This window comes from Acidovorax sp. LjRoot117, from assembly GCF_964252695.1.
Lineage (GTDB): Bacteria > Pseudomonadota > Gammaproteobacteria > Burkholderiales > Burkholderiaceae_C > Acidovorax.
In genome coordinates this window covers 339,120-361,511 of record NZ_CAXUPO020000002.1, presented here as the reverse complement: position 1 = coordinate 361,511, position 22,392 = coordinate 339,120, and the positions used below count along the sequence as shown (strand labels likewise).

Genomic DNA, 22,392 nt, shown 5'->3' with positions numbered 1-22,392 from the left:
GTCAAACGCGAAGAATTCGCTCGCCGCGGCCGATGCCGCTGGCACCCGTGCGCACGGTTTCCAGAATGGCCGTGCGGTCGATGGCCTGCAGGAACGCGTCGTTCTTGGACTGGTCGCCGGTGAGCTCGATGGTGTAGCTCTTTTCGGTCACGTCGATGATGCGGCCGCGGAAGATGTCGGCCATGCGCTTCATCTCCTCGCGCTCCTTGCCTACCGCACGCACCTTCACCATCATGAGCTCGCGCTCGGTGTAGGCACCTTCGGTGAGGTCGACCACCTTGACCACTTCGATGAGGCGGTTCAAGTGCTTGGTGATCTGCTCGATCACATCGTCGGAGCCCGTGGTCTGGATGGTCATGCGCGAGAGCGATGCATCCTCGGTGGGCGCCACGGTGAGCGATTCGATGTTGTAGCCACGGGCGGAGAACAGGCCCACGACGCGCGACAGCGCGCCGGGTTCGTTTTCCAGCAAAACGGCAATGATGTGTTTCATGGTGTCCAGATTCCTCTTTTCGCTGCCCTCCCCTGCGCACGGTAATGCGCAGGCTCGGCAGGCAATAGATTCGTCGAAGTGAAGCTATCGAAGTGATAGCAGGGGATGTTCCTGCAGCAACGGCAGGGCCGTCGCCGCAGGCGCAGCGGGAGCCGACAGCCTGTGTCTACAGATCCTCGGAGCCCAGCAGCATTTCGGTGATGCCCTTGCCGGCCTGCACCATCGGGAACACGTTCTCGGTGGGGTCGGTGCGGAAGTCCAGGAACACGGTGCGGTCCTTGAGCTTGCGGGCCTCGCGCAGGGCAGGCTCCACATCTGCGGGCTTCTCGATCAGCAGGCCGACGTGGCCGTAGGCCTCGGCCAGCTTCACGAAGTTGGGCAGCGCATCCATGTAGCTGTGGCTGTAGCGGCCGGAGTACTCGATCTCCTGCCACTGGCGCACCATGCCCAGGTAGCGGTTGTTCAGCGAGCAGATCTTGATGGGCGTGTTGTACTGCAGGCAGGTCGACAGCTCCTGGATATTCATCTGCACCGAGCCTTCGCCGGTGATGCAGAACACTTCGGAGTCTGGCTTGGCCAGCTTGATGCCCATGGCGTAGGGGATGCCCACGCCCATGGTGCCCAGGCCACCGGAGTTGATCCAGCGGCGCGGCTCGTCGAAGCGGTAGTACTGCGCAGCCCACATCTGGTGCTGGCCCACGTCGGACGTGATGTAGGTGTCCGCGTCCTTGGTCATGTTCCACAGCGTTTCGACGACGTACTGGGGCTTGATCACGTCGCCACTGCCCATGCTGTACTTGAGGCAGTCACGCTTGCGCCAGCCTTCGATGGTGTCCCACCAGGCCGCCAGCGCACCCGCATCGGGCTTGGTGCTGCTCTCGCGGATCATGGAGATCAGCTCGGTGAGCACGTCCTTCACGTCGCCGACGATCGGGATGTCGACCTTCACGCGCTTGGAGATGCTCGACGGGTCGATGTCCACGTGGATGATCTTGCGGTCGTTCTGCGCGAAGTGCTTGGGGTTGCCGATCACGCGGTCGTCAAAACGCGCGCCGACGGCCAGCAGCACGTCGCAGTTCTGCATCGCGTTATTGGCTTCGATGGTGCCGTGCATGCCCAGCATGCCCAGGAACTTGCGGTCCGACGCCGGATAGGCGCCCAGGCCCATCAGCGTGTTGGTGACCGGGTAGCCCAGCATGTCCACCAGGGTGCGCAATTCGTTGGTGGCGTTGCCCAGGAGCACGCCGCCGCCGGTGTAGATGTAGGGGCGCTTGGCCGCCAGCAGCAATTGCAGCGCCTTGCGGATCTGGCCGCCGTGGCCCTTGCGCACCGGGTTGTACGAGCGCATTTCCACGCTTTGGGGGTAACCGCTGTAGGGCACCTTCTTGAAGGAGACGTCCTTGGGCACATCGACCACCACGGGGCCGGGGCGGCCGGTGCGTGCGATGTGGAAGGCCTTCTTCATCGTCGCTGCCAGGTCGCGGGCATCCTTGACGAGGAAGTTGTGCTTGACGATGGGGCGGGTGATGCCGACGGTGTCGCACTCCTGGAAGGCGTCGAGCCCGATGGCGGGCGTGGGCACCTGGCCGGAGATGATCACCATGGGGATCGAATCCATGTACGCGGTAGCGATGCCGGTCACGGCATTGGTCAGGCCCGGTCCCGAGGTGACCAGCGCGACGCCCACTTCGCCCGTCGCACGGGCATAGCCGTCAGCGGCGTGGACGGCAGCCTGTTCGTGCCGCACCAGCACGTGCTGGATGGTGTCTTGCTTGTACAGCGCGTCGTAGATATAGAGGACAGCGCCGCCGGGGTAGCCCCAGATGTACTGGACGTTCTCGGCCTGCAGCGACTTGATGAGGATCTCGGACCCCATGAGGTCTTGCGAAGCCTGGGCCGAAGAAGCAGAGGAAGAGGGGGAAGTGTTGCCCTGCGAAGCAGCGGCAGCTGAGGAAAGTTCAGCCTTGGAGATTTCCATGATCGATCAACCTTTGTGAATTTCTCTGACGAAAAACCTTGGGTGCCCCTTGCACGCGCTCTTGTGAAGCCAGCTTGGAACTTGAGGCCAAGGACATGGGCGGGATGATTGCCGCGCCGGACCGTGACCCGTTTGCCTTTTGAATTGCAGCGCCGATTATCGCACTGCAACACATGTAAAACCGCAGCGCGCCAAAAAAATCACCAGCCGGTGCGATAATCACAGGCTTACCGGGCCAGTTAGCCACATTTTTGTGGAGACTTCGGCACCACTCCCTCCCCGGACCGACCTGTCTTGGCCACTGAACAAGAACTCTCCGATTTCCTCAAAAGTGTAGAAAAGCGCGCTTTCAAGCGCTCGGTCTACCACGTGCGCAATGAGGAAGCGGCTCTTGATATCGTGCAGGACAGCATGCTCAAGCTGGCGGAGCACTACGGCGACAAGCCGGCGGCAGAGCTCCCCATGCTCTTTCAGCGCATCCTCTCCAACTGCACGCTGGACTGGTTTCGCCGCCAGAAGACGCGCAATGCACTGTTTTCGAGCATGAGCGACTTCGAGGGCCCCGGCGAAGATGGCATGGATTTTGATCTGCTGGAAGCGTACTCGGGCCCGGAAGGCGGCGAGCGGGCCGAGAGTGCAGAAGACCTCACCCGCCGGGCCCAGACCTTTCACGAAATCGAAGCCGAAATCGCCGAGCTCCCACCACGTCAACGGGAAGCATTCCTGATGCGTTACTGGGAAGAAATGGATGTAGCAGAAACGGCAGCCGCCATGGGTTGCTCTGAAGGCAGCGTCAAAACGCACTGCTTTCGTGCGGTACAAACCCTGAGCAAGGCGCTGAAGGCCAAAGGAATCGAGCTATGAACACTGTACAGACCCCCTCTCCCCAGGCACTGGCCGCCGCCGACGTCTTTGCACGGCGGGTGACGGCACGTTTGTCCGGTGGCACCGACCAACTCCCGTACGAGATCGCAGAGCGGCTGCGCGCCTCGCGCATGCAGGCCCTGGCCCAGCGCAAGAAGGCCGCGGCTCCCGTGCGGGTGGCAGCCCCGGTGATCGTCAACGCCGGCGGCGGCAGCGCCACCCTGGGACGCGGTGACAACGAGCGCGGCGGCTGGTGGAATGCCCTGGTCTCCGCGGTGCCCCTGATGGCGCTGGTGGTGGGCCTGGTGATGATCAATATCGCCCAGGACGAAAGCAGCACCAACGACGTCGCCGAAGTGGACGCCGCTCTTTTGACCGATGATCTGCCACCGGCAGCGTATGCCGACCCTGGCTTCGTACAATTTCTCAAGACTTCCGCGCAGCCCAACTGACTGAGTCGCCCGGCACTGCCCACCCCCGTACTGCATGCACCCAAGCCCTTCCGACGCTTCCCCCGCCCTGCCAGCCCTCGTGCTGGCTTTGGCGCTCTTGGGCGCGTTCGCCGTGGTCGGCGGCCAGGTGCTGGGGCAGATGCGCATGGTGCCCGGCACCGTGCTCTCGGCTGGTGCAGAAGCGGCCGTGGCAAGCCCCAACAATGCGCGCGCACAGTCGCGCCATGGCGCCTCGGTGGTGCCCCAGGTGGAGACCGGCCCTGGCTGGGAGACCCTGAACACCCCCCAGAAGCTGGCGCTCTACCCCCTGGCCGAACGCTGGGCGTTGATCAGCGAAGCGCAAAAACACCGCTGGCTGGCGCTGGCGGCCAATTTTTCGAGCCTTCCCGAAGAAGAGCAGGCCAAGTTCCACGAACGCATGACCGACTGGGCGAACCTGAGCGCGCAGCAGCGCAACCAGGCCCGGCTGAACTATGCGGTGACCAACCGCCTCGCGCCGGACGACAAGCGTGCCCAGTGGGAGGCGTACCAGGCGCTGTCCGAGGACGAGCGCCGAGCCCTGGCGGCCCGCGCCGTCCCCAAGCCCAAGGGAGCCGCCACGGCACTGCAACCTGTGTCCCCGAAAAAACTGGCCCAGGTGCCGGCGGCCACCGCAGCCAACCCCGCCCGCCCGAACGCCCCCAAGATCCCCCCGGTGACCGACCACTCGCCCCGCGTGGCTGCGCCGGTGCCCTCTTCGGTGGCTGCGCCTGCCGCGTCCAACCCCACCGCGGCGCCCCAGGCGCCTGGTGCTGCGGTGGTAGAGACGGCCCCTGTCTCCGTGCCCGTGGCCGTGCCGGCGGCCCTGCCCCCTCTGGGCAGCACCGCGTCAGAAGCGCCTGCGGCCCCGCCACCCGTCACGCCCGATAATTCCGGTCTGTACCCACAATGACCGTGCCGCCCGCCGGCACGGCCTGACCCGTTCACCGGATGATGACTGCTTCTTCTCCCGCCAGTGCACCGCAGGCCGGCTCCGCCAGCACCAGCGCCACCCCCTCCGACACCGCAACCCCGCCCCAACGCGCCATCACACCCAGCCTCTGGCGCCGCATGGCCTGCTGGCTGTACGAAGGCATGCTCATGTTTGGCGTGGTCTTCATTGCCGGCTACCTCTTCGGCACCCTGAGCCAGACGCGCAACGCCATGGACAACCGCCACGCGCTGCAGGCCTTCCTGTTCGTGGTATTCGGTATCTATTTCACATGGTTCTGGGCCAAGGGCCAGACGCTGGCACAAAAGACCTGGCTCATCCGCGTGGTCGACAAATCCGGGCGGCCCATCACGCAATTGCGTGCCTTGCTGCGCTATGTCCTCAGCTGGGTGTGGTTCCTGCCGCCACTGGCGGCCTACCTGTTTGGCGTGCCGGTGCTGGAAGTGCTGGTCCTGCTGGGCGGCTGGGTGGCCATCTGGGCCATCCTGAGCCGCTTCCACCCCGAGCGCCAGTTCTGGCACGACGCGCTGGCCGGCACGCGCCTGGTGCACTTCGAGCTTCCCAAAAAATAGCCTGCCGCGCCCCGCTGGGTGGCGCAAGCTGTCATGCGGCTGCGAGACAATGCAGGCATGTCCTTGCCTTCACCCGAGCCCGTGGCGCCCGCCAACCCGCAAAAAGCCCGTACGGGCCTGAACCGCATATGGCATGCGGCCGGCTATTCGCTGGAGGGGCTGCGTGCAGGCTGGGGTGAAAAGGCATTCCGCCAAGAGGCCATCGCCGCCGCGGTGATGCTGCCCGTGTCGCTGTGGCTCGGGCGCAGCTGGGTGGAAGTGGCGCTGCTCGCGGGCTCCGTGCTCATCGTGATGATGGTGGAACTGCTCAACACAGGCATCGAGACCGCCATCGACCGCATCGGTCCCGAGTGGCATGACCTGTCCAAGCGCGCCAAGGACATGGGCAGCGCAGCCGTGTTGCTCGCGTTGCTGCTGTGCAGCGGCATCTGGGCTGCGGCCCTTTTTCAGAGGTTTTTCCATGGCTGAACCCGCTTTTTCCATTTGTGTGTACTGCGGCTCGCGCCCGGGCGAGAACCCCGCCTTTGCCGAGGCCGCCAAGGCTGTGGGCCACTGGATCGGCGGCCATGGTGGCCAGCTCGTCTATGGCGGCGGGCGCAGCGGCCTGATGGGCACGGTGGCCGAGGCCACACGGCAAGCAGGCGGCCGCGTGGTGGGCGTGATTCCGCAGGCGCTGGTGGACAAGGAACTGGCGAATCGCCTGTGCGACGAGTTGCACATCGTGCAGACGATGCACGAGCGCAAGGCCATGATGGCCGAGCGCAGCGACGCCTTTGTGGCGCTGCCCGGCGGCGTCGGTACGTTCGAGGAACTCTTCGAGGTCTGGACCTGGCGCCAACTGGGCTACCACGACAAGCCGCTGGGCCTGCTCAACGTGGCGGGCTACTACGACGCACTGATGGGCTTTCTGAACCACAGCGTGGCCAGCGGCTTCATGGGCGAGTGGCAGATGGGCCTGCTGCACTCCGGCAGTGACACCAGCGGCCTGCTGCAAACCCTGGTCGAGCAAGCCGGAACAAATGCCCGCCACACCCCGCTGCGCTCGGTGATCTGACGGCCGGCAAAAACTGGCGCGGCCCAGGCCATCGACCTCCACGCAAGGGCCGCCCCAGCGGCATGGCGGCGTTTCACTTGCGTGCGCTGGCGGTGTCCCCTTTTTCCGAATGGCGCAGCCATTCAAGAGAAGGGGGAAGGCGCGAAGCGCCTCAGGGGGTTGTCAGCTCATACAGCCGCGTCGTCGAGGTCGCCCGTGCGGATGCGCACCACGCGCTCCACGGACGTGACGAAGATCTTGCCGTCGCCGATCTTGCCGGTGCGCGCCACGTTCACGATGGCGTCGACGCAGCGGTCCACATCCTCGGACTTGACCACGACCTCGACCTTCACCTTGGGCAGAAAGTCCACCACATACTCGGCGCCGCGGTACAGCTCGGTGTGGCCTTTCTGGCGGCCAAAGCCCTTCACCTCGGTCACGGTGAGGCCCGTCACGCCGCATTCGGCCAGGGCTTCGCGGACTTCTTCGAGCTTGAAGGGCTTGATGACGGCAGTGATCATTTTCATGGCGTGTCTCCTGAAAGATTTAAAAGAAGGAAGGCTGGGGGCGCAGCGCCAAACAAGCGCTAGCTAGGCCCTGAATTTGCTGGTGATAGGGTAACGCCAGTCCTTGCCGAAACTGCGGCGCGTCACCCTTATCCCTACGGGTGCCTGCCGGCGTTTGTACTCGTTGAGCTTGATGAGGCGCGTCACGCGCTCCACATCGGCGCGCGCAAAGCCGCTGGCGATGATGGATTCGATCGGTTCGTCATTCTCCATGTAGCGCGCCACGATGGCATCGAGCACCTCGTACGGCGGCAGGCTGTCCTGGTCCTTCTGGTCGGGCCGCAGTTCGGCGCTGGGCGGCCGGGTGATGATGCGCTCCGGGATCGGGCTGGCACCCGTGCCGTAGGGGTCGTTGGCATTGCGCCAGCGCGCCAGGTCGAACACCCGCGTCTTGGCCACGTCCTTGATCACCGCAAAGCCACCCGCCATGTCGCCGTACAGCGTGCAATAGCCGGTGGACATCTCGCTCTTGTTGCCGGTGGTGAGCACGATGGAGCCGAACTTGTTGGACAGGGCCATGAGCAGCGTGCCGCGGATGCGCGCCTGCAGGTTCTCCTCGGTCGTGTCCTCGGCCAAACCGGCAAAGTCGCTGGCCAGCGCGGCCTTGAAAGCCTCGAACTGCGGCTTGATGGAGATTTCGTCATAGCGCACGCCCATGCGGTCCGCCATGTCGCGCGCATCGATCCAGCTGATGTCGGCCGTGTAGGGCGACGGCATCATCACCGTGCGCACCTTGTCGGCGCCCAGCGCATCCACGGCAATGGCCAGCACCAGCGCCGAGTCGATACCGCCCGACAGGCCCAGCAGCGCGCCCGGAAACCCATTCTTGCCCACGTAGTCGCGCACACCCAGCACCAAGGCATCCCAGAGGTCTGCCTCCAGACTTTTCTCGGGCGCCACTGTTGCTTCTATTTTGATAGCGCCTTGCGCTTGCTGCACCTGTGCAAACACCAGTTTTTCTTCAAACCCCGGGCCGCGCCCAGCCACCGAGCCATCCGCATTCAGCGCGAACGATCGGCCTTCGAAGACCACCTCGTCCTGCCCACCCACCAAGTGGGCATAGACCAGCGGCAGGCCGGTTTCGGTCACGCGCTCGCGCATGGTGGCCTCGCGCTCGGCGCTCTTGCCCAGATGAAAGGGCGACGCGTTGATGACCGCCAGCAACTGCGCGCCGGCCGCGGCGGCATCGCGTGCAGGGGCTGCAAACCAGGCGTCTTCGCAAACCAGCACGCCCACGCGCACACCGCCCACCTCGAACACGCAGGGTGCACTGCCCGCGACGAAGTAGCGGCGCTCGTCGAACACCTGGTAGTTGGGCAGTTCGCGCTTGGCATACGTCTGCTCGACGCGGCCCTCGCGCAGCACGCTGGCCGCGTTGTGGCAGGGGCTGAAGGCCGGCGCATCGGGTGCCAGGGCTTGCGGGTGGCCCAGCAGGATGACCAGGCCTTTCAACCCTGCCGTCTCGCGGGCCACGGTTTTCACGGCATCATCACAGGCCGCGATGAAGGCGGGGCGCAGGAACAGGTCCTCGGCCGCATAGCCGCAGATCGCCAGCTCGGGAGTGAGCATAAGCCGAGCGCCCTGGGCGTGGGCCTCGCGGGCCGCGGCAATGATCTTCTGCGCATTCCCGGGCATGTCGCCCACGACAAAGTTGAGTTGCGCAGTGCAAATGGAGAGCGTCATGGAACTGGAGTCGGCCCCTGTGGCCGGGTTGGATACCGCCAATGCAGGCCCGCACCGCAGTGGGCGGCACGGGAGAGCGCATGGCTGAGGAAGCTGCCATTATCGCCCGCGTCATCGCGTCCCCGCTCGATGTGGACGCAGCCGCTTGGAATGCCCTGCTCGCACGCCAGAGCCACCCCACGCCCTTTTTGCGGCACGAATACCTGGCCGCCCTGCACGAGAGCGGCAGCGCGGCGCCCCGCACCGGCTGGGCGCCGCGCTTCATGACGCTGTGGGACGGCGACACTTTGGTGGCCGCCTGCCCGCTGTACCTCAAGAACCACTCCTACGGTGAATATGTCTTCGACTGGGCCTGGGCCAGCGCCTACGAGCAGCACGGCGCACCCTACTACCCCAAGGCCGTCATCGCCGTGCCCTTCACCCCGGTACCGGGCAGCCGCCTGTTGGCACGCGACGACGAGACCCGGGCGCTGCTGCTGCAGGCGGTGTGCCAATGGTGCGATGAGGAAAACGTGTCGTCGGTGCACATGCTGTTTGCGAGCGATGCGGACATCGAAGCCAGCGCCCAGCAGGAGCTGATGCTGCGACGCACCGTGCAGTTCCACTGGACGAACACCGCCCCGGCACACGGCGACGAAGCTCCCGCCGCGCCCCAGGCCGGGTCGCAAGCAGCGCCCATTGCAACGGCGCCACTTGCCACCACCGCAGCACCGCCTGCGCAACACAGTGGCGGCCGGCCGTTCCACAGTTTCGACGACTTCCTGGCCAGCCTGACCCAGGACAAGCGCAAGAAGATCCGCCAGGAGCGCCGCCGTGTGGCCGATGCCGGGGTGCGCTTTCGCTGGGCGCGCGGCACCGACATCAGTGCGTCAGACTGGGACTTTTTCTACCGCTGCTATGAGCGCACCTACCTCGAACATGGCAACCCGCCCTACCTCACCCGCGATTTCTTCGCGCGCATGGCAGCACACTTGCCGCAAGCGTGGCTGCTGTTCATCGCCGAACGCGACGGACATCCGATTGCTAGCAGTTTGATAGCAATCAGCGACCATCCATCCAGCGGTGGCGCACCCTGCGAGTCTGAAAAAGCAACACCCATCGCAGCCTACGGCCGCTATTGGGGTGCCCTGGAGCGCGTGGACTGCCTGCATTTCGAGGCCTGTTACTACCAGCCTCTGCAGTGGTGCATCGAGCACGGCGTGCACCGCTTTGAAGGCGGCGCACAAGGCGAACACAAAATGGCCCGCGCGCTGCTGCCCGTACAGGCCACCAGCGCACACTGGCTGGCGCATCCGGCCTTCGCAGAGGCGGTGGAGCGGTTCTTGGCACGGGAAACCGAAGGTATCGAGGGCTACTTGGATGATCTGAAGGAGCGCAGCCCGTTCAAACCGGGCGTGAGCACCACCGGCAAGGGACCGACGCCCAAACCATGACACGGCTGCCTTGGCAACGACACCGGGAGTCCCCAGCGGTCACCGGTCAACAGTCCCTGCGGCTGACGTAAAAAACACCATCGGTGTCTTCGTCCACCTCCAGCTCGATGGAAACAAGGCCCGTGGCGCCGGACAGTGACCACGCGGTGTCGGCAATTGTGCCGTGGTTGGCGACCACCAGGCCCAGGAGCTTGGCGACGTCGCTCGAAGGGTGGTGAGGCCAGGTGACGCCGATATCGATGTTCTTGCCGTCGTCACTGCAACTCAAGTGGATTCTTGCGTCCGCGTCCGTGCTGCCAGGGCTGGGTTCGGCATGGCTGCGCAGCATCGATCTGACAACGTCCAGCGCGGCGCCGGGGTCTTCTTCGCCGACCATGGAGTCGCGCACTAGCGTGGGGTTGATGAAATGGGATTGCATGATGGCCTCCTGTTTGAACCTGCGGCGGTAACCCAATGGCTGACGGGGCTCGCGTTGCATCGCATCGGCAGCGTCAGAAATGCACCTTGGCAATGGGCCCTGAAGTCCGTGGCCACCGGGTGCGGTCTGATTCATTAGGGGTGTGCCGGCACGGGGGCGTTTGTCAGAAATAGACGCGCGCCTTGGTCAGACAGGCCAAGGTGGTTTGCACAAGCCGCACAGCAGCACCGACATCCTCAATTGCAACCAAAGGCAACAACGACGGGGCCTTCCCTGGTATCGCAGTTGTCTGACAGACGGGGGCTGCCTGGCTTGCTGAAATAACACCGTCGACCATTGAGGCGACGACCCAGGTCATTGAGGCCTTCCCATTTTCCAAAGGACATCGCCATGAAACGCCACCCCATGCCGCCCGGAACGCGTGCTCTTGCTGCGTTTGTCGGTACCGTCGTTCTTGCCGTGCTGGCTGCTGCGTCTGTGATGACGCCGGACATCGCGGTTCAGTCGGCGGATTCCATGGCGATGCTTCCTGGCGGTGTGGACGAAATTCTGCCTGCCAACCTGTTTGAATAAGCAGATTGGCGAGGCGACTGGCGAGGGTGAAAGCGCCCTCATGGGCTTTGTCATTGGCTACCGGCGCAACAACAACTAGAAAAAACCATAGCATCGGAGTACCATTTGGCGCTGCACACCATGGCTTCCGATGGTGGCCTAGAAATGGAGGTCGATGATGAACTCACGTTTTCGCATCCCTGCAGGCCCCACTTTTCACACGCTTCGAAACGCCTGGCCCATCGCAGCCATGGCTGTTGCTGCTGCGGTGTTGGGCTGCTCCAGCCCCCGTGACGGCAATCTGGACGAGTTCGCGCGATGGCATGAGGGTGCGCGGGCCCAGGCCCAGGCAGGCACCCTGAGCTGGAGCGAGTTCTACCGGCAGAGTTTTGACCGGCTGACCGCGCTGCCGCCTTCGCTGCAGCAGGACACACGCCTTGAGAACACCGTGCTGCTGTTGTCCACCGCACGCAAATACGAAGCCCAGGAGATCAGCGCCCAGCAATTTGCCTCGGAGCGCGACCATATCGAGAGCCAACTGCAGGCGCGACTGCGGTAAGCCGCTCGCACCGCAGGCAAGGTGCCGGCCTAACTGCGCGCGATGCGCTCACCGCGCTCCGTGCGACCCAGAGTGGTTCGGCGCTCGATCCCCTGAATCGACCCGCCTGATTGATCAGCGGCCCGGAGAGCCCTGCTCCACGATGTCGATGCGCCGCTGCAGCGCGGCCGCGGCCTCTGAATCGCCCGCAGCCTCAGCCCGCTGCCGCTGAAGCACCAGCCACGCCATGAGCGGCCTACGCCACCCCTGGGCGGAGGCGGTATCGACAGCCGTACCCATCACAGCCGGATCGGCGCGGCCCGTCTTGAACAGCACACCGGCAGCCACCAGCCGTGACAACGGGTCTTGCACCGCAGCCACGGCCGCAGCGTGGGCCGACACGGAGACCGCACGCTGCGGCTCGGGCAGCAGTGCCGCCTGGGCCGGCTGCAGTTGCCCTGCCAGGTAGTCGGCGTATGCCTGCTCGGCCGGCGCCGCGTCTGCGCGCAGCGCCTCGAAACGCTCGCAGGGCCCGGGCACGAGGCTGGCCACCATCGCTGCGCAGCGCACAAGTTCCAGGCGCGCCAGCAGGTCGGGCCGTCCCGTGCGCGCCACTTCGGCCCGTGCGCGGTCCCATTCGAGTTGCTCCACGCGTGCATTGCCAGACAGATACGCCTCCACGGCCTTCTGGGTCGATGCATGGGCGTTCATCTGCCAATCCGGCACGGGGGGCTTGCTGGAGCAGGCACCCAGCATCCACAAAGCCGCAGCGGCAACCAGCGCTGCCCTCCCTGCACGGAATCGAATGGGCAAGGCAAGCCGGCCGCGCGTTGACATCATCGATGCAGCAGTCTTCATGGCAGCTTGAGCTCCGTGTCCCGCGCAAAGGGCCACTTGCGGTTGATCTCGTTGACCAGGCTTTCCACCTTGCGCAGATTGCTTTCCACCTCGGCGCGCAAGGCACCCAGGTCGGTGGTGGCCTCACGGGCGTTGGCGCCGATGGCCTGCGCCTCGACCAGCACGGCATCCACCTTCTGCAGGCTGGTGCGGGTGTCGGCCAGCAGCCCATTGAGCTGGGCCACCGTAGCCCGCACTTCCGGCACCAGTGCGTCCTTGCTGCCGTCGCTGCCGAACACCTGGCGGTCCGCGCGGGCGGCCATGCCGTCAAGGCGCGCGAGCAAGGCGTTGGTGCGCTCCAGCGTGGTCACGATCTTCTTGGCATCGGCCTCGCTGCCCATCAGCACGCCCAGCACGCCCCCCGGGCCATTGAGCCTTTCGGTGAGCGTGCGCACCTGCGCCAGGCTCCCGCCCAGGGCCGCGTCCTGCGCCGTGAGAGCGTTCAGATTCGTGAGCAGTTCGCGCGCCGATGCCATGAGTTGGGGGATCTCGGCCGTGGCGTCGCCCCGCAGTACTGGGCGCACGGCCCCGTCGAGCAGAGGCTCATCGCCCAGCATGCCGGTGTAGGCGCGAATGTTGGTGCCGCCCACGATACCGCGCACCAGCGTGAACACGCTGGACTGGCGCAGCCAGTGCGCGTCCTTGCGCGGCACGTCGACGATGATGCGGGCATTGCCCTCGTCGGCCAGCTCGATGCGGCGCACACGGCCGATCGGAAAGCCCGAGAAGGTCATGTCCATGCCCACGACCACGCCCTCGGAGTCGTCGGCCGTCAGCACCAGGGTCTGCGTGGGCTCGAAGGCGCCGCGCGCATAGAGCAGGTACAGCCCCGAGCCCACGATAAGGGCGAGCGTGAAGATCAGCAGCGCCGCCGCCTTGATCTCCAGGTGCGCCACGGGCCGCAGGGTCTCCACGGAGGGCTCGTGCAGAGCGTCGGCCGGCGGGCCGGGCGCAGGGGTGCGGTGGGATGAGTCGTTCATAGGCCAGGAATGGGGGCAGGGATTTGCAGGCGATAGCGAAGGGCAGGCGGTGGCGGCCGGTGGCGGTCAGTAGTAGTTGCCCATGAGCGACGCCACTTCGATCAGCAGCAGCACCGCGAACATGCGCGCCAGACCGCCCAGTTCGGAATCAGGCTGCGTGCGATCGCCCGAGTCGTACAGGCCCGCGGCCATCGGTATCAGCGCCACGGCCAGCGCAAAAAACACCGTCTTCATCGCAAACACCAGGGTCACGCTGGGGCTAAACACCTGGCCGAACATGCGCGTGTAGCTCTGCAGCCCTGCGAGGTTGAAACCATACACCCCCAGATACGCCAGCACCAGCGACACCACGCAGCTGAGCGCAGCGAGCGTGATGCAGGCGAAAACGCCGGCGATCACACGGGGCAGCAGCTCGATGCGCACGGGGTCCGAGCCCTGCGCGCGCAGCGCGTCGAAGCGCCCGTTCTGCCGCAGGCGCGTGATCTGCGTGCCGTTGGGAATGGTGCAGCGCATCGCCACGAACAGTGCGGCGGTCAGCGGGATCAGCTCCAGCACCAGCACACGGATCACCATCTCGAGCGCATAGCGCGACAGGCCGTAGCTCAGGGCCGTGACCACCACGATGCGGGTGAGCACCAGGCTGATCAGCGCAGCCAGCACCGTGAAGCCCAGCAGCACCGGCGCGGTGTCCAGATAGAGGTGGCGCGCCAGTGCGCGGCGGGTGCCCCGGCCGTAGCTGGACGGCGACAGCACCAGCACCAGCATCACAGCGCCCAGGTACAGGATGCGCCACCACGCCAGCGCCCAGCGCCGCGCGGTGCTCCACACACGTTCGGGTAGGGACAGGCCGGGCAAGCGCGCAATCATGGGCAGATCATAGCGGGCGAGCCGTGGGCGGCCACTGCAGGAATGCACGACGTGCCCCATGATGTTTTCAGGCCCTGCCGCTCGATCTACAAGCGCCAACAGCTATCAATTCAATAGCAAATGGCGGCACGTGAAACACCTGCTCACACCCCAGCGCCCACCTCGCCCACACGAGCGGGTCTGCACTGCCTTGCCGCAGCACTACACGTGCCGCTTGCCGACGCCCGTGCCACCCGCGGCCGCGGGCTGGGCGTCTGCGCGCGCGTGCAGGGCTTCGATGATGTGGCAATGGGTGTCCGATCCGTCGCAGCGGCCGCGCAGCGCCTGCAGGTCCGCTTCCAGCGCCTGCAGCTCCGCCAGCCGGCTGCGCACGTGCTGCAGGTGCTCATCCAGCGTGTCGCGCGCGGCTTCGCAGTCGGCCTTGCGGGACCAGTCCAGCGCCAGCAGCGTGCGCACCTCGTCCAGGGACATGTCCATGGCACGGCACAAGCGGATGAACCTCAGGCGGTGCACATCGTCGGCGCTGTAGAGCCGGTAGCTGTTGTCCTCACGCACGCCGGGCGCCAGCAGGCCTTCTTTTTCGTAGTAACGGATGTTGGCGGCCGACACGCCCGACTGGCGGGCCACCTCGCCGATGCGGTGCTGGGGAAGTTGCGCAACAGTCTGCGTCATGGCTTGACCTTCAAGTGACTTCAAGGTTTCCAATCATGCCATCGCATTGCAATACCTGCAGAGATTCACAGAAAGAAGGTCCTCATGTCCGCCAGTTGCCAGCACCACCATCACGACGACGGCCACGGGCACGGCCCCGCCAGTGCCGACCCGCGCTACCGCCGCATCCTGTGGGTGGCGCTGATCGTCAACGCGGGCATGTTCCTGCTGGAGATCGGCGCGGGGCTGCAGTCCGGCTCGGCGTCCTTGCTGGCCGACGCCATCGACTTCCTGGGCGATGCGGCGAACTATGCGCTGTCGCTGTGGGTTCTGTCCATGGCCCTGGCGTGGCGCGCACGGGCGGCGCTCGTCAAGGGCGTGAGCATGCTGGCCTTCGGCGTGGCCGTGGTGGCGCGCGTGGCCTGGGGCGCATGGCAGGGCGTGCCGCCCGAACCATTGACCATGGGCGGGGTCGGCCTGCTGGCGCTGGCCGCCAACCTGGGGGTGGCGGTGCTGCTGTATGCCTACCGCGACGGTGACGCCAACATGCGCAGCGTATGGCTGTGCACCCGCAACGACGCGCTGGGCAACATGGCGGTGATGGTGGCAGCGCTGGGCGTATTCGGCACCGGCACCGCCTGGCCGGATCTGGCGGTGGCGGCCATCATGGCCGGGCTGGCCATCAGCGGCGGCTGGAGCGTCATCCGCCAGGCGCGCCTGGAGCTGGCAACGGGCGCCCACGCCAGCAACGGTGCACACTGAATGCGCGTGCATCTGTCGACCCGCCTGGAGGCACCACCCGCATGGGTGGCCCGGCAACTGCAAAGCACGGCGGTCTTTCGCCACATCACCGCGCCGCTGATGCGGTTCAAGCCCACGGCCGGCGCATCGTGGCCCACCGAATGGACGGCGGGCGAGCTGAAGCTGCAGATGTGGCTGCTGGGCGTGGTGCCGCTGGGCTCGCAAACCGTGCGCATCGCGATCGAGCCACCACCACAGGCGCAGCCCGGCCACTGGCCCACCCTGTGGGACCACGGCGACGGTGCGCTGATGCGCCGGTGGGACCACCGCATCACGCTGCAGGCCCTGCCCGACGGAGCCACCCTCTACACCGACGATATCGATGTGGTCGCCCGCCACATGCCTTGGCTGATGACGCCCCTGAGCGCGGTGTTTGCCCGCTGGTTCTTTGTTCACCGCCAACGCCGCTGGCGGGCACTGGCCGCCACCTTGGCGGCGCAGGCGCCGTCACCGAGCGACCGGCACCGCGCCGTCGACGACCTGCTGCACGGTTTTGCGAGCGCGAGCGAAGCGCCACCGGCCATGCGCTGGCAGTGGCTGGAGGCCGCCCACGTGCTCGGCCAGAACTCGCTGCACCTGCACTAGCGGTCGCACCTTGCGATGCTGCGCTATGCATGGGCGTTGCGAGACCTGCGCGAATGCCTGGGCCAGTTGCTGCGGCTTGCCCTCGTGCCCCTGGGCCACCTGCTGGCCCGGCCGCCCGCCGGAAACACCGGGCGTGCCCATGTCAACGCGTTCAAGCCCATGGCACCGGCGGACGAGGTGGCCGCACTGATCGACCTGGCGCTCAGCGGAGCACTGCGCCCGCCGCCCACTGGTGGCGCATAGGCATTGCGGAGGGCGTCGGCCTCTGCCTGTGTCAGAGCCCGGCGCCGCCCCTGTCGGCGTGGAGCGCACGGCGGGCGGCGTGCGGCAGTTCGCTGCAACGCTCAAAAAAGGCTTCGAGCTCGGTGGACTTGTCGAACACGCCGTCGGCGCCCAGGGCCTTGCACTGGCGGCGCATGTCCGCCGTGGCGTAGTTGGACAGCACATAGACCTGCTGCCCCGGGTGCCCCTGCCGCGATGGCGGTTGTCGGGCCCAGAGCCCCTTTCTTTGCTGCAAGGCCTCCAGCACATCCATTCCGGAGCCCTCCTGCAGGAACAGATCCACCACCGCCAGCTGCCAGTCCTCGCGCCACTCGGCCAGCGCCTCGATGGCATCGCTGGCCGTGGCGGCAACGGCCACGACCTGTGCGTCCGCCAACTCTTCGAGTGCGGGGATCAGGGTTTCCTGGATGGTTTTGCTGTCTTCGACGAGGATGGTGCTGAGAGGCATCTGCGGGCCCTGCTGTCTGTTTGCCATGGCGAAGTCTAGAATCTCACCTCTTACGACATCCCGGCATGTAGGCGATTGCGCCGCGTCCCCGATGGGAGAAGTGAAATCTTCTGACTCAGAGAGACTTACATATGCCCAGCGCAGCCCCCACCACGCAGCCCTCCGACATGGCGAAGGTCTTGCACAACAACCAGGAAGCCGCAGAGCAGATCAAAGCCGCGGCCAACGATCTGGACGTGGTGCATGCAGTGCTGACCACGCAGATTCCGGACGCAGCCCTGCAAGGCGATCTGCAGGCGGCGGTAGAGCGCACGGACCAGCTCGAACAGCAGCTGAGCGAAACCGCCCAGGCGCTGGACGAGTCCAACGAACTGCTGCAGCGCCACATTGCGGGCGATGCCAGCACCCACACCAAGGCCTAGGCGCCGCGCCCGGCCCCTGTCCATCCGCGCAAGCATGTGCAGGGCAGGTTCGGGTGCAGACCGTGCCGCTATGCCCTGGGCCGGCCCCGGGCACCGCGGTTGGCGGCCACGCCCATGCTGCGGGGCCGCGGGCTGTTGGCCTGCTCCAGCCACAGCAGCGAGTCCATCTGCGACAAGAAGCGGCGCAGATAGTCGGGCGAGAGGTCCTGCATCAGGCTGAGCGAGCGCAGCATCAGCTTGTGCGGGTTCAGCGGCCCGGCATTCTCCGGCCCACGGTCGATGGCCTGCGCCACCTGCTGCTCGGCCGCGATGCGGGACCAGACCTCGCTGAACTGGCGCACGCTCTTCATGTCCGACGCACTGGCACCACCTTCGATGCGCACCCGGTCCGCATCCGCCTGGGCCCGCGCATCGAGCTCGCGGTTGAGCAGCGCCAGGGGTGAAGGCGCCGCGGTGGCCGCTGTTGCCGCCGGTGCGGCGCACTCCCCCGTCTGCGCCGCCGTGCCGGCGCCCTGCGCATAGGCGGCCACGGCCCGCTGCAGCCGCTGCGCCAGCACCTGCTGCACCGCCGGGGGCTGGTGCTGCATGCGGCTGGCCATCACCTCCAGGTAGCGGTAGCGCACCGGGTCGTGGCCGTCGGCACCATCGGCCTGCAGCGATTCGAGCGTGGGTTCACTCATCGCGTACGGGCCGGGCGCCAGAGGCCTTGGGCACGGGGGCCATCTCCACCCGGCGGTTCTGCGCGCGGCCCTTCTCGTCCGCATTGGAGGCCACGGGCTGCTCCGCACCAAATGCCGCGGCGAACACCTGCGACGACGGCATGCCCTCGTCGATCAACGCCCGCGCCACCGTCAGCGCCCGCTGTGCCGACAGCTCGAGGTTGTCGGCAAAGCGCTGCTGGCTGCCGCGCAGCAGCGTGGTGTTGTCGGTGAAGCCGCTGACCATCAGCATCTCGTCGCGCTCGCGCAGGTAGACCTGCAGCGGTTGCACCAGGCTTTTGAGCAACTGGCGCCCCTCGGGCCGCAGCTCGTCGGAGCCCGCCGCGAACAGCACGCTGCCGCTGATGCCGATGCGCCCGTCATTCACCGTGACGCGGCCACTGGCCAGGGGGCCGGCCAGGGCCTTTTCCAGGGCCATGCGCCGCTGCTCCTCGTGCTGGCGCTTTTCCACCTCGTGCTTGAGGCTGGCCACCAGGTCGATCTGCACCACCAGCACGCCCACCAGAATGAGCACAAAAGCACCCAGCAGGCCCGCCATCAGGTCACCGAACACCGCCCAGACCGGGGCGGTCTGCTCTGAGCCGTCGTCCAGGCTGTCGATGGTGTCGTCCAGCCCCATCATCCGGCCACCTCCGGCTCGGAGGCGGCCACCGCCCTGCCCTTGAGCCGGCGCAGGTCTTCCACAATGCCCTGCTGCGACGCAATGCTCAGGTCGATCACCTCACGCGCCTGCGCCACGTAGTAGGCCAGTTGCTCGTCGCTGCGCGACAGGGACTGACCGATGGCGCCTTCGATGCGCTGCAGGCTGTCCATGAGCTTGTCGTTGCTGGCGGTGAACAGCCCCACGCCGTGTCCGAACGCCTCGCCCAGGCTCGACAGCTCCACTGCGCTGGCCGCCACGTGGGTCGCCGCTTCGTCCGCCTTGCCGACCTGGCTGTCCAGCGCCTGTGCAAACTGCGACGCCGACTGCTCCAGCACCGACGCCGCCGTGCCCACCAGGGATTCGATGGCGCCGCGCTGCTGGGCCGCGGCTTCGTTGACGGACTGCAGCAGCGTGCCCAGTTGCTCCATCATGGCCGTGCGCTCGGCCAGCGCCACGTTGTCGCGCTCGCTCAGTTGCGTCATCTCGTGGCGCAGCTGGGCGATGACCTCGGCCGCAGCCTGCGGCACGTCAGATGCTGTTTGCAGCAGCCGGGTGAGAGGTGCCTCCAGCGCCGACCCCAGCGTGGCCAGGTGCTGGGCCACGGCCTCCTGCAGGGTCTCCAGGCGATCGACCGCCGCACGCCCGCGTTCGGCCTCGGCATCGCGCAGCGCGGCCAGCTCGGTGCGCCACACGCCTGCCAGCGCATCCATGCGGTCGCCCTGCGCCTGCAGCCACTGGGCCTCCGCGTCGGTGCGGGTGCGCAGCAAGGCTTCGGACTGGTCCATCAGGCGCGCGGTACCATCCAGCGTCTTGGCCACCTGCTCGCCCATGCGTCCGGTGAGCCCCGTCACGGCGGTCTCGAGGGCGTCGCACACGGCCTGCTGGCGCTCCAGCGTCTGGGTGCTCACGCGCTGCCATTCGGCCGTCAGCGACTGCGCAATACCCTCCATGGACGCGTTCCAACCGGCCAGGCGCGCCTGGTCGGCCGCCATCTGGGCGGTGTGGGAGTGCGCCACCGTGTCCTGCAACGACGACAGCAGCGCACCGGAGCGCTCGTCGAACGACTGCGTAGCTGCCTGCAGCGACTCGCCCAGCTGTGCGGCAGCACCTGCGAGCGCCTGCGTTACGCCTTGCTGCTGCGCTGCGGCCTGCTCACCCGCACGCTCCCATTGGACTGCGATCGAGCGGGCGGTGTCTTCCATCGATGCGCGCCAGCCGGCAATGCGCTGCGCGTCGGCTGCTGCCTGGGCCGCGTGGGTGTGCGCCACGGTATCTTGCAGCGATGCGACCAGGGCCGTGGAGCGCTGCTCGAAGGCCTGGGTGGCTGCCAGCAGGGACTGGTCCAGGCGCGCTGTGGCGCCCTCCAGCGCGTCGCGCATGCCTTGCTGCTGCTCCACGGCGCGTGTGCCCGCCCGCTCCCACTGCGCTGCCAGCGTCTCGCCCATGCCTTCCATCGACCGGGTCCACCCCGCCAGGCGCTGTTCGTCGGCCGCCTTCTGGGCGGCGTGCGACTGCGCCGCAGTGTCCTGCAGGGCCGCGTGCAGCGCTGCGGAGCGTTGCTCGAACGACTGGGTCACGGACTGCAGCGCCCCATCGAACCCGCCCATCAGGCGGTCCTGCACCTGCGTGTGCTTGTCCAGGGCCGATGTCCAGGTGTCCGAGACCTGGCGCGCCGTGCCCTCCCACTGGGCTGTCAGCGCCTGCATCTGGGCCGCCGTCGCATCGGCCAGCCGCTGGTGCGCGCGTTGCGATTCCTGCACCAGTTCGGCCATGGCCTGCTCGACCACGGGCCGCAGCGTTTCGCCGGCCACGCGGGCGCTGGCGCCCAGGCTGTCGTGCAGCGATGCGCCCACGGCGCCCGCCAGCTGGGTGTAGGCCGACGACGCCTCGGTGTGAAACCCCTTTTGCTGCGCCAGCAATTGGTCGGCCAACTGGTCGTGCCGCCGGTCCAGCCCGTCCACCAGGGCCTGCAGCCGCTCGGCGATCAGCGGCATCACTTGCGCCTGTTGCTGCAGCGCCTGAAAAGTCTCTTCGCGGCGATGGCTGGCCGAGAACGCGCGGAACACGGTGGGAATGCGTGCGTCAAGCTGGCGCACGGCCACCAGGCGCTCGCGGCGCGTCATGGCAGACAGCAGGCCCAGCATGGCCGAGGCGGCCACGCCCGCCACCGAAGTACCGAACGACAGGCCCAGGCCCTTGATAGGCTCGGCCAGCGCGGCGCGGATGCCCTCCAGGCTGCCCGAGGTCTCCAGCGCGAACACCGCGCCCTTGAAGGTGACGACCATGCCGAGGAAGGTGCCCAGCATGCCCAGCATGACCAGCAACCCCACCAGATACGGCGTGAGGGCCGGCCCCGGGAGCACGGCACGCTCCCCCTCGATGCGCTGGCGCACCGGGTGGCGCAGCGCGGCGGGCAGGCGGTCGAGCCAGGGGCCCAGCTCCACCAGGGGCTGCTGCGAGCCATCCGCCAGCGCGGTGGTCAGTGCCACGGTGCCACGGCGAAACTGCATCAGCTCGACCGCGCCCAGCACGTAGACCGCACCGATCGCCACCGTCATCGCCAGCGCCAGCGGGCTCGCCCCTACGAATCCCCACCCTACCCAACCCACTGCCGCCAGGCCCAGGGCAAATACGGCAGCCATCACACTCTTGTTCATTCGTGTCGTTCCAAGTTCTCGTTGCGGGCTGCTTCCAGCAGGCCCAGGATCGGTTGCAGCCGCACATGCATCTCGGCCAGAAGCAGCGCCTGCATGTCGCGCTCGAACGCGTGCAGCCATCCGCCGGGTTGCCGCCAGCGCTGGGGTTCATCCGGCAGCCCCTGGGCCGAAAGCCGCTCCTGGTGGGCGCGGCGCAATTGCACCAGGCGCCGGTCCAGGTGGGCGGACAAGGAGGCCCACAGGCGCTGCTCGCGCACAAAGCTCAGTTGTTCCATCACGGTATCCAGGGCCGCCAGTTGCCTCAGGCCTCGGGAGCGTTGCGACACCCCGTGGCGCACCTGCGCGCGCAAACCCAAGAGCTTCGCATCCATCTGCTTTTGCAGGCCCAGGTAGCGCGGCGCGTGAAAGCCGTACTCGGCCTCGGCCTGCAGGTCGGGCGCCTGGGCACGCGTGTTGTCGGCCCGCTCGCGGGCCGGCTTGGGGGGCACGGGTTTGGACGACGCCAGCGCCGTCAGCTCCGCCTGGGTGCGCTCGTACAGCGCCTGCAATGCCTGCAGGTCCGCCACGCCCGCACCAGGCGCCTCCCCGGCCGGAAAGGCATCGATGGCATGCAGCGACCGGCTGAGGGTGACCGCATCCACCGTGCTCAGCCACTGGCCCAGCTCTTGCGCCACATCGGCACGCGCAGCCGCGCCCGCATCGGCCTGCATCCATTGCTGGAGCAGGACTACGAGTCCGGAGCTGCTGAGTGTGTGTTGCGGATACATCCCTGAGAAACCATTCACTGCGACGGCCATCCCCCAAGGGGAGAAAGCACCAGGGAACCGATCCCCCGCGGGCAAAACCGCCTATTTTCGCAGGAACCGGCCGACCGCCCGCCGCGCGCCC

General features: G+C 66.9%; 26 protein-coding genes and 1 pseudogene. 13 read left to right on the top strand and 14 right to left on the bottom strand.

The annotated features are described in order from the left end of the window. Position 1 precedes the first annotated feature (1 nt). Positions 2–493 (bottom strand): acetolactate synthase small subunit, encoded by a 492-nt coding sequence (gene ilvN / locus ACSQ3D_RS07030; protein ID WP_015013659.1) that lies wholly within the window; start codon positions 491–493, stop codon positions 2–4. 166 nt (positions 494–659) lie between these two features. Next, positions 660–2,471: an acetolactate synthase 3 catalytic subunit gene (locus ACSQ3D_RS07025; protein WP_436126379.1), complete on the bottom strand. Its 1,812-nt coding sequence runs from the start codon at positions 2,469–2,471 to the stop codon at positions 660–662. Positions 2,472–2,765: 294 nt separating this feature from the next. On the opposite strand from ACSQ3D_RS07025, the gene ACSQ3D_RS07020 reads away from it, so the two are divergent. The 6 genes from ACSQ3D_RS07020 to ACSQ3D_RS06995 are packed head-to-tail and all read left to right on the top strand — an operon-like array spanning position 2,766 to position 6,383. Next, positions 2,766–3,335 carry an RNA polymerase sigma factor gene (locus tag ACSQ3D_RS07020; RefSeq protein WP_056421219.1) on the top strand — a complete coding sequence of 190 codons (570 nt, stop codon included), beginning with the start codon at positions 2,766–2,768 and terminating at the stop codon, positions 3,333–3,335. After that, positions 3,332–3,787 (top strand): DUF3619 family protein, encoded by a 456-nt coding sequence (locus ACSQ3D_RS07015; RefSeq protein WP_436126378.1) that lies wholly within the window; start codon positions 3,332–3,334, stop codon positions 3,785–3,787. Before ACSQ3D_RS07020 ends, ACSQ3D_RS07015 begins: the two co-directional genes overlap by 4 nt. A gap of 34 nt (positions 3,788–3,821) precedes the next feature. Continuing rightward, the gene (locus ACSQ3D_RS07010) at positions 3,822–4,718 is read left to right on the top strand and encodes a DUF3106 domain-containing protein (protein ID WP_436126377.1); all 897 of its coding nucleotides are present in this window, start codon (positions 3,822–3,824) and stop codon (positions 4,716–4,718) included. Positions 4,719–4,756: 38 nt separating this feature from the next. Then, positions 4,757–5,329, top strand: coding sequence for an RDD family protein (locus tag ACSQ3D_RS07005; RefSeq protein WP_056421216.1), 573 nt, complete (start codon positions 4,757–4,759; stop codon positions 5,327–5,329). Between the two features lie 57 nt (positions 5,330–5,386). Further along, positions 5,387–5,797, top strand: coding sequence for a diacylglycerol kinase (locus ACSQ3D_RS07000; protein WP_436126376.1), 411 nt, complete (start codon positions 5,387–5,389; stop codon positions 5,795–5,797). Next, positions 5,790–6,383: a TIGR00730 family Rossman fold protein gene (locus ACSQ3D_RS06995; protein WP_436126375.1), complete on the top strand. Its 594-nt coding sequence runs from the start codon at positions 5,790–5,792 to the stop codon at positions 6,381–6,383. The genes ACSQ3D_RS07000 and ACSQ3D_RS06995 overlap by 8 nt, the downstream gene beginning before the upstream one ends. 167 nt (positions 6,384–6,550) lie before the next feature. Here the strand turns inward: ACSQ3D_RS06995 and ACSQ3D_RS06990 are convergent, their stop codons facing one another. Beyond that, positions 6,551–6,889 carry a P-II family nitrogen regulator gene (locus tag ACSQ3D_RS06990; protein WP_056167991.1) on the bottom strand — a complete coding sequence of 113 codons (339 nt, stop codon included), beginning with the start codon at positions 6,887–6,889 and terminating at the stop codon, positions 6,551–6,553. Between the two features lie 63 nt (positions 6,890–6,952). After that, complete coding sequence (locus tag ACSQ3D_RS06985; RefSeq protein ID WP_436126374.1) at positions 6,953–8,611, bottom strand: NAD+ synthase; 1,659 nt, start codon at positions 8,609–8,611, stop codon at positions 6,953–6,955. An 80-nt stretch (positions 8,612–8,691) separates the two neighbouring features. Between ACSQ3D_RS06985 and ACSQ3D_RS06980 the strand changes: the two genes are divergently transcribed. Further along, positions 8,692–10,044, top strand: coding sequence for a GNAT family N-acetyltransferase (locus tag ACSQ3D_RS06980; protein WP_436126373.1), 1,353 nt, complete (start codon positions 8,692–8,694; stop codon positions 10,042–10,044). 46 nt (positions 10,045–10,090) lie between these two features. On the opposite strand, the gene ACSQ3D_RS06975 is transcribed toward ACSQ3D_RS06980, so the two are convergent. Continuing rightward, entirely contained in the window at positions 10,091–10,462 is a 372-nt protein-coding gene (locus ACSQ3D_RS06975; protein WP_436126372.1) for a hypothetical protein, read from the bottom strand. Positions 10,463–10,852: 390 nt separating this feature from the next. On the opposite strand from ACSQ3D_RS06975, the gene ACSQ3D_RS06970 reads away from it, so the two are divergent. Together ACSQ3D_RS06970 and ACSQ3D_RS06965 are read left to right on the top strand one after the other, a co-directional pair. Further along, entirely contained in the window at positions 10,853–11,035 is a 183-nt protein-coding gene (locus ACSQ3D_RS06970; protein ID WP_056421212.1) for a hypothetical protein, read from the top strand. Positions 11,036–11,192: 157 nt separating this feature from the next. Beyond that, the gene (locus ACSQ3D_RS06965; protein WP_436126371.1) at positions 11,193–11,573 is read left to right on the top strand and encodes a hypothetical protein; all 381 of its coding nucleotides are present in this window, start codon (positions 11,193–11,195) and stop codon (positions 11,571–11,573) included. 114 nt (positions 11,574–11,687) lie between these two features. Here ACSQ3D_RS06965 and ACSQ3D_RS06960 read toward each other — a convergent pair whose 3' ends face one another. The 4 genes from ACSQ3D_RS06960 to ACSQ3D_RS06945 all read right to left on the bottom strand — a co-directional run bounded on the left by ACSQ3D_RS06960 (position 11,688) and on the right by ACSQ3D_RS06945 (position 14,968). Then, positions 11,688–12,263 carry a hypothetical protein gene (locus ACSQ3D_RS06960; RefSeq protein WP_436126370.1) on the bottom strand — a complete coding sequence of 192 codons (576 nt, stop codon included), beginning with the start codon at positions 12,261–12,263 and terminating at the stop codon, positions 11,688–11,690. Between the two features lie 143 nt (positions 12,264–12,406). After that, a complete protein-coding gene (locus ACSQ3D_RS06955; protein ID WP_056421211.1) occupies positions 12,407–13,429 on the bottom strand; it encodes an MlaD family protein in 1,023 nt (340 codons plus the stop codon). Positions 13,430–13,495: 66 nt separating this feature from the next. Beyond that, the gene (locus ACSQ3D_RS06950) at positions 13,496–14,296 is read right to left on the bottom strand and encodes an MlaE family ABC transporter permease (RefSeq protein ID WP_056421210.1); all 801 of its coding nucleotides are present in this window, start codon (positions 14,294–14,296) and stop codon (positions 13,496–13,498) included. Between the two features lie 201 nt (positions 14,297–14,497). Further along, positions 14,498–14,968, bottom strand: a complete 471-nt coding sequence (locus ACSQ3D_RS06945; RefSeq protein ID WP_396505588.1) for a Cd(II)/Pb(II)-responsive transcriptional regulator — start codon at positions 14,966–14,968, stop codon at positions 14,498–14,500. Between the two features lie 84 nt (positions 14,969–15,052). Between ACSQ3D_RS06945 and ACSQ3D_RS06940 the strand changes: the two genes are divergently transcribed. The 3 genes and pseudogenes from ACSQ3D_RS06940 to ACSQ3D_RS06930 form a co-directional block, all read left to right on the top strand. Beyond that, positions 15,053–15,709, top strand: a complete 657-nt coding sequence (locus tag ACSQ3D_RS06940) for a cation transporter (protein WP_056421207.1) — start codon at positions 15,053–15,055, stop codon at positions 15,707–15,709. Continuing rightward, positions 15,710–16,333: a DUF3703 domain-containing protein gene (locus ACSQ3D_RS06935; protein WP_436126369.1), complete on the top strand. Its 624-nt coding sequence runs from the start codon at positions 15,710–15,712 to the stop codon at positions 16,331–16,333. A 12-nt stretch (positions 16,334–16,345) separates the two neighbouring features. After that, positions 16,346–16,576, top strand: a pseudogene (locus ACSQ3D_RS06930) (DUF3703 domain-containing protein); the annotation flags it as partial. A 31-nt stretch (positions 16,577–16,607) separates the two neighbouring features. Here ACSQ3D_RS06930 and ACSQ3D_RS06925 read toward each other — a convergent pair. After that, positions 16,608–17,063, bottom strand: a complete 456-nt coding sequence (locus ACSQ3D_RS06925; protein WP_436126724.1) for a response regulator — start codon at positions 17,061–17,063, stop codon at positions 16,608–16,610. Positions 17,064–17,194: 131 nt separating this feature from the next. On the opposite strand from ACSQ3D_RS06925, the gene ACSQ3D_RS06920 reads away from it, so the two are divergent. Continuing rightward, positions 17,195–17,485: a hypothetical protein gene (locus ACSQ3D_RS06920; protein WP_056421203.1), complete on the top strand. Its 291-nt coding sequence runs from the start codon at positions 17,195–17,197 to the stop codon at positions 17,483–17,485. Between the two features lie 68 nt (positions 17,486–17,553). Here ACSQ3D_RS06920 and ACSQ3D_RS06915 read toward each other — a convergent pair whose 3' ends face one another. From ACSQ3D_RS06915 to ACSQ3D_RS06900, 4 genes are read right to left on the bottom strand one after another with little or no spacing between them, the layout of a single operon-like run. Next, a complete protein-coding gene (locus ACSQ3D_RS06915) occupies positions 17,554–18,165 on the bottom strand; it encodes a DUF2894 domain-containing protein (RefSeq protein ID WP_436126368.1) in 612 nt (203 codons plus the stop codon). After that, positions 18,158–18,826, bottom strand: coding sequence for an OmpA family protein (locus ACSQ3D_RS06910; RefSeq protein WP_436126367.1), 669 nt, complete (start codon positions 18,824–18,826; stop codon positions 18,158–18,160). Before ACSQ3D_RS06910 ends, ACSQ3D_RS06915 begins: the two co-directional genes overlap by 8 nt. Continuing rightward, positions 18,823–21,489: a DUF802 domain-containing protein gene (locus ACSQ3D_RS06905; protein WP_436126366.1), complete on the bottom strand. Its 2,667-nt coding sequence runs from the start codon at positions 21,487–21,489 to the stop codon at positions 18,823–18,825. The genes ACSQ3D_RS06910 and ACSQ3D_RS06905 overlap by 4 nt, the downstream gene beginning before the upstream one ends. An 11-nt stretch (positions 21,490–21,500) precedes the next feature. Further along, positions 21,501–22,271, bottom strand: a complete 771-nt coding sequence (locus ACSQ3D_RS06900; protein ID WP_436126365.1) for a DUF3348 family protein — start codon at positions 22,269–22,271, stop codon at positions 21,501–21,503. Positions 22,272–22,392 lie beyond the last annotated feature (121 nt).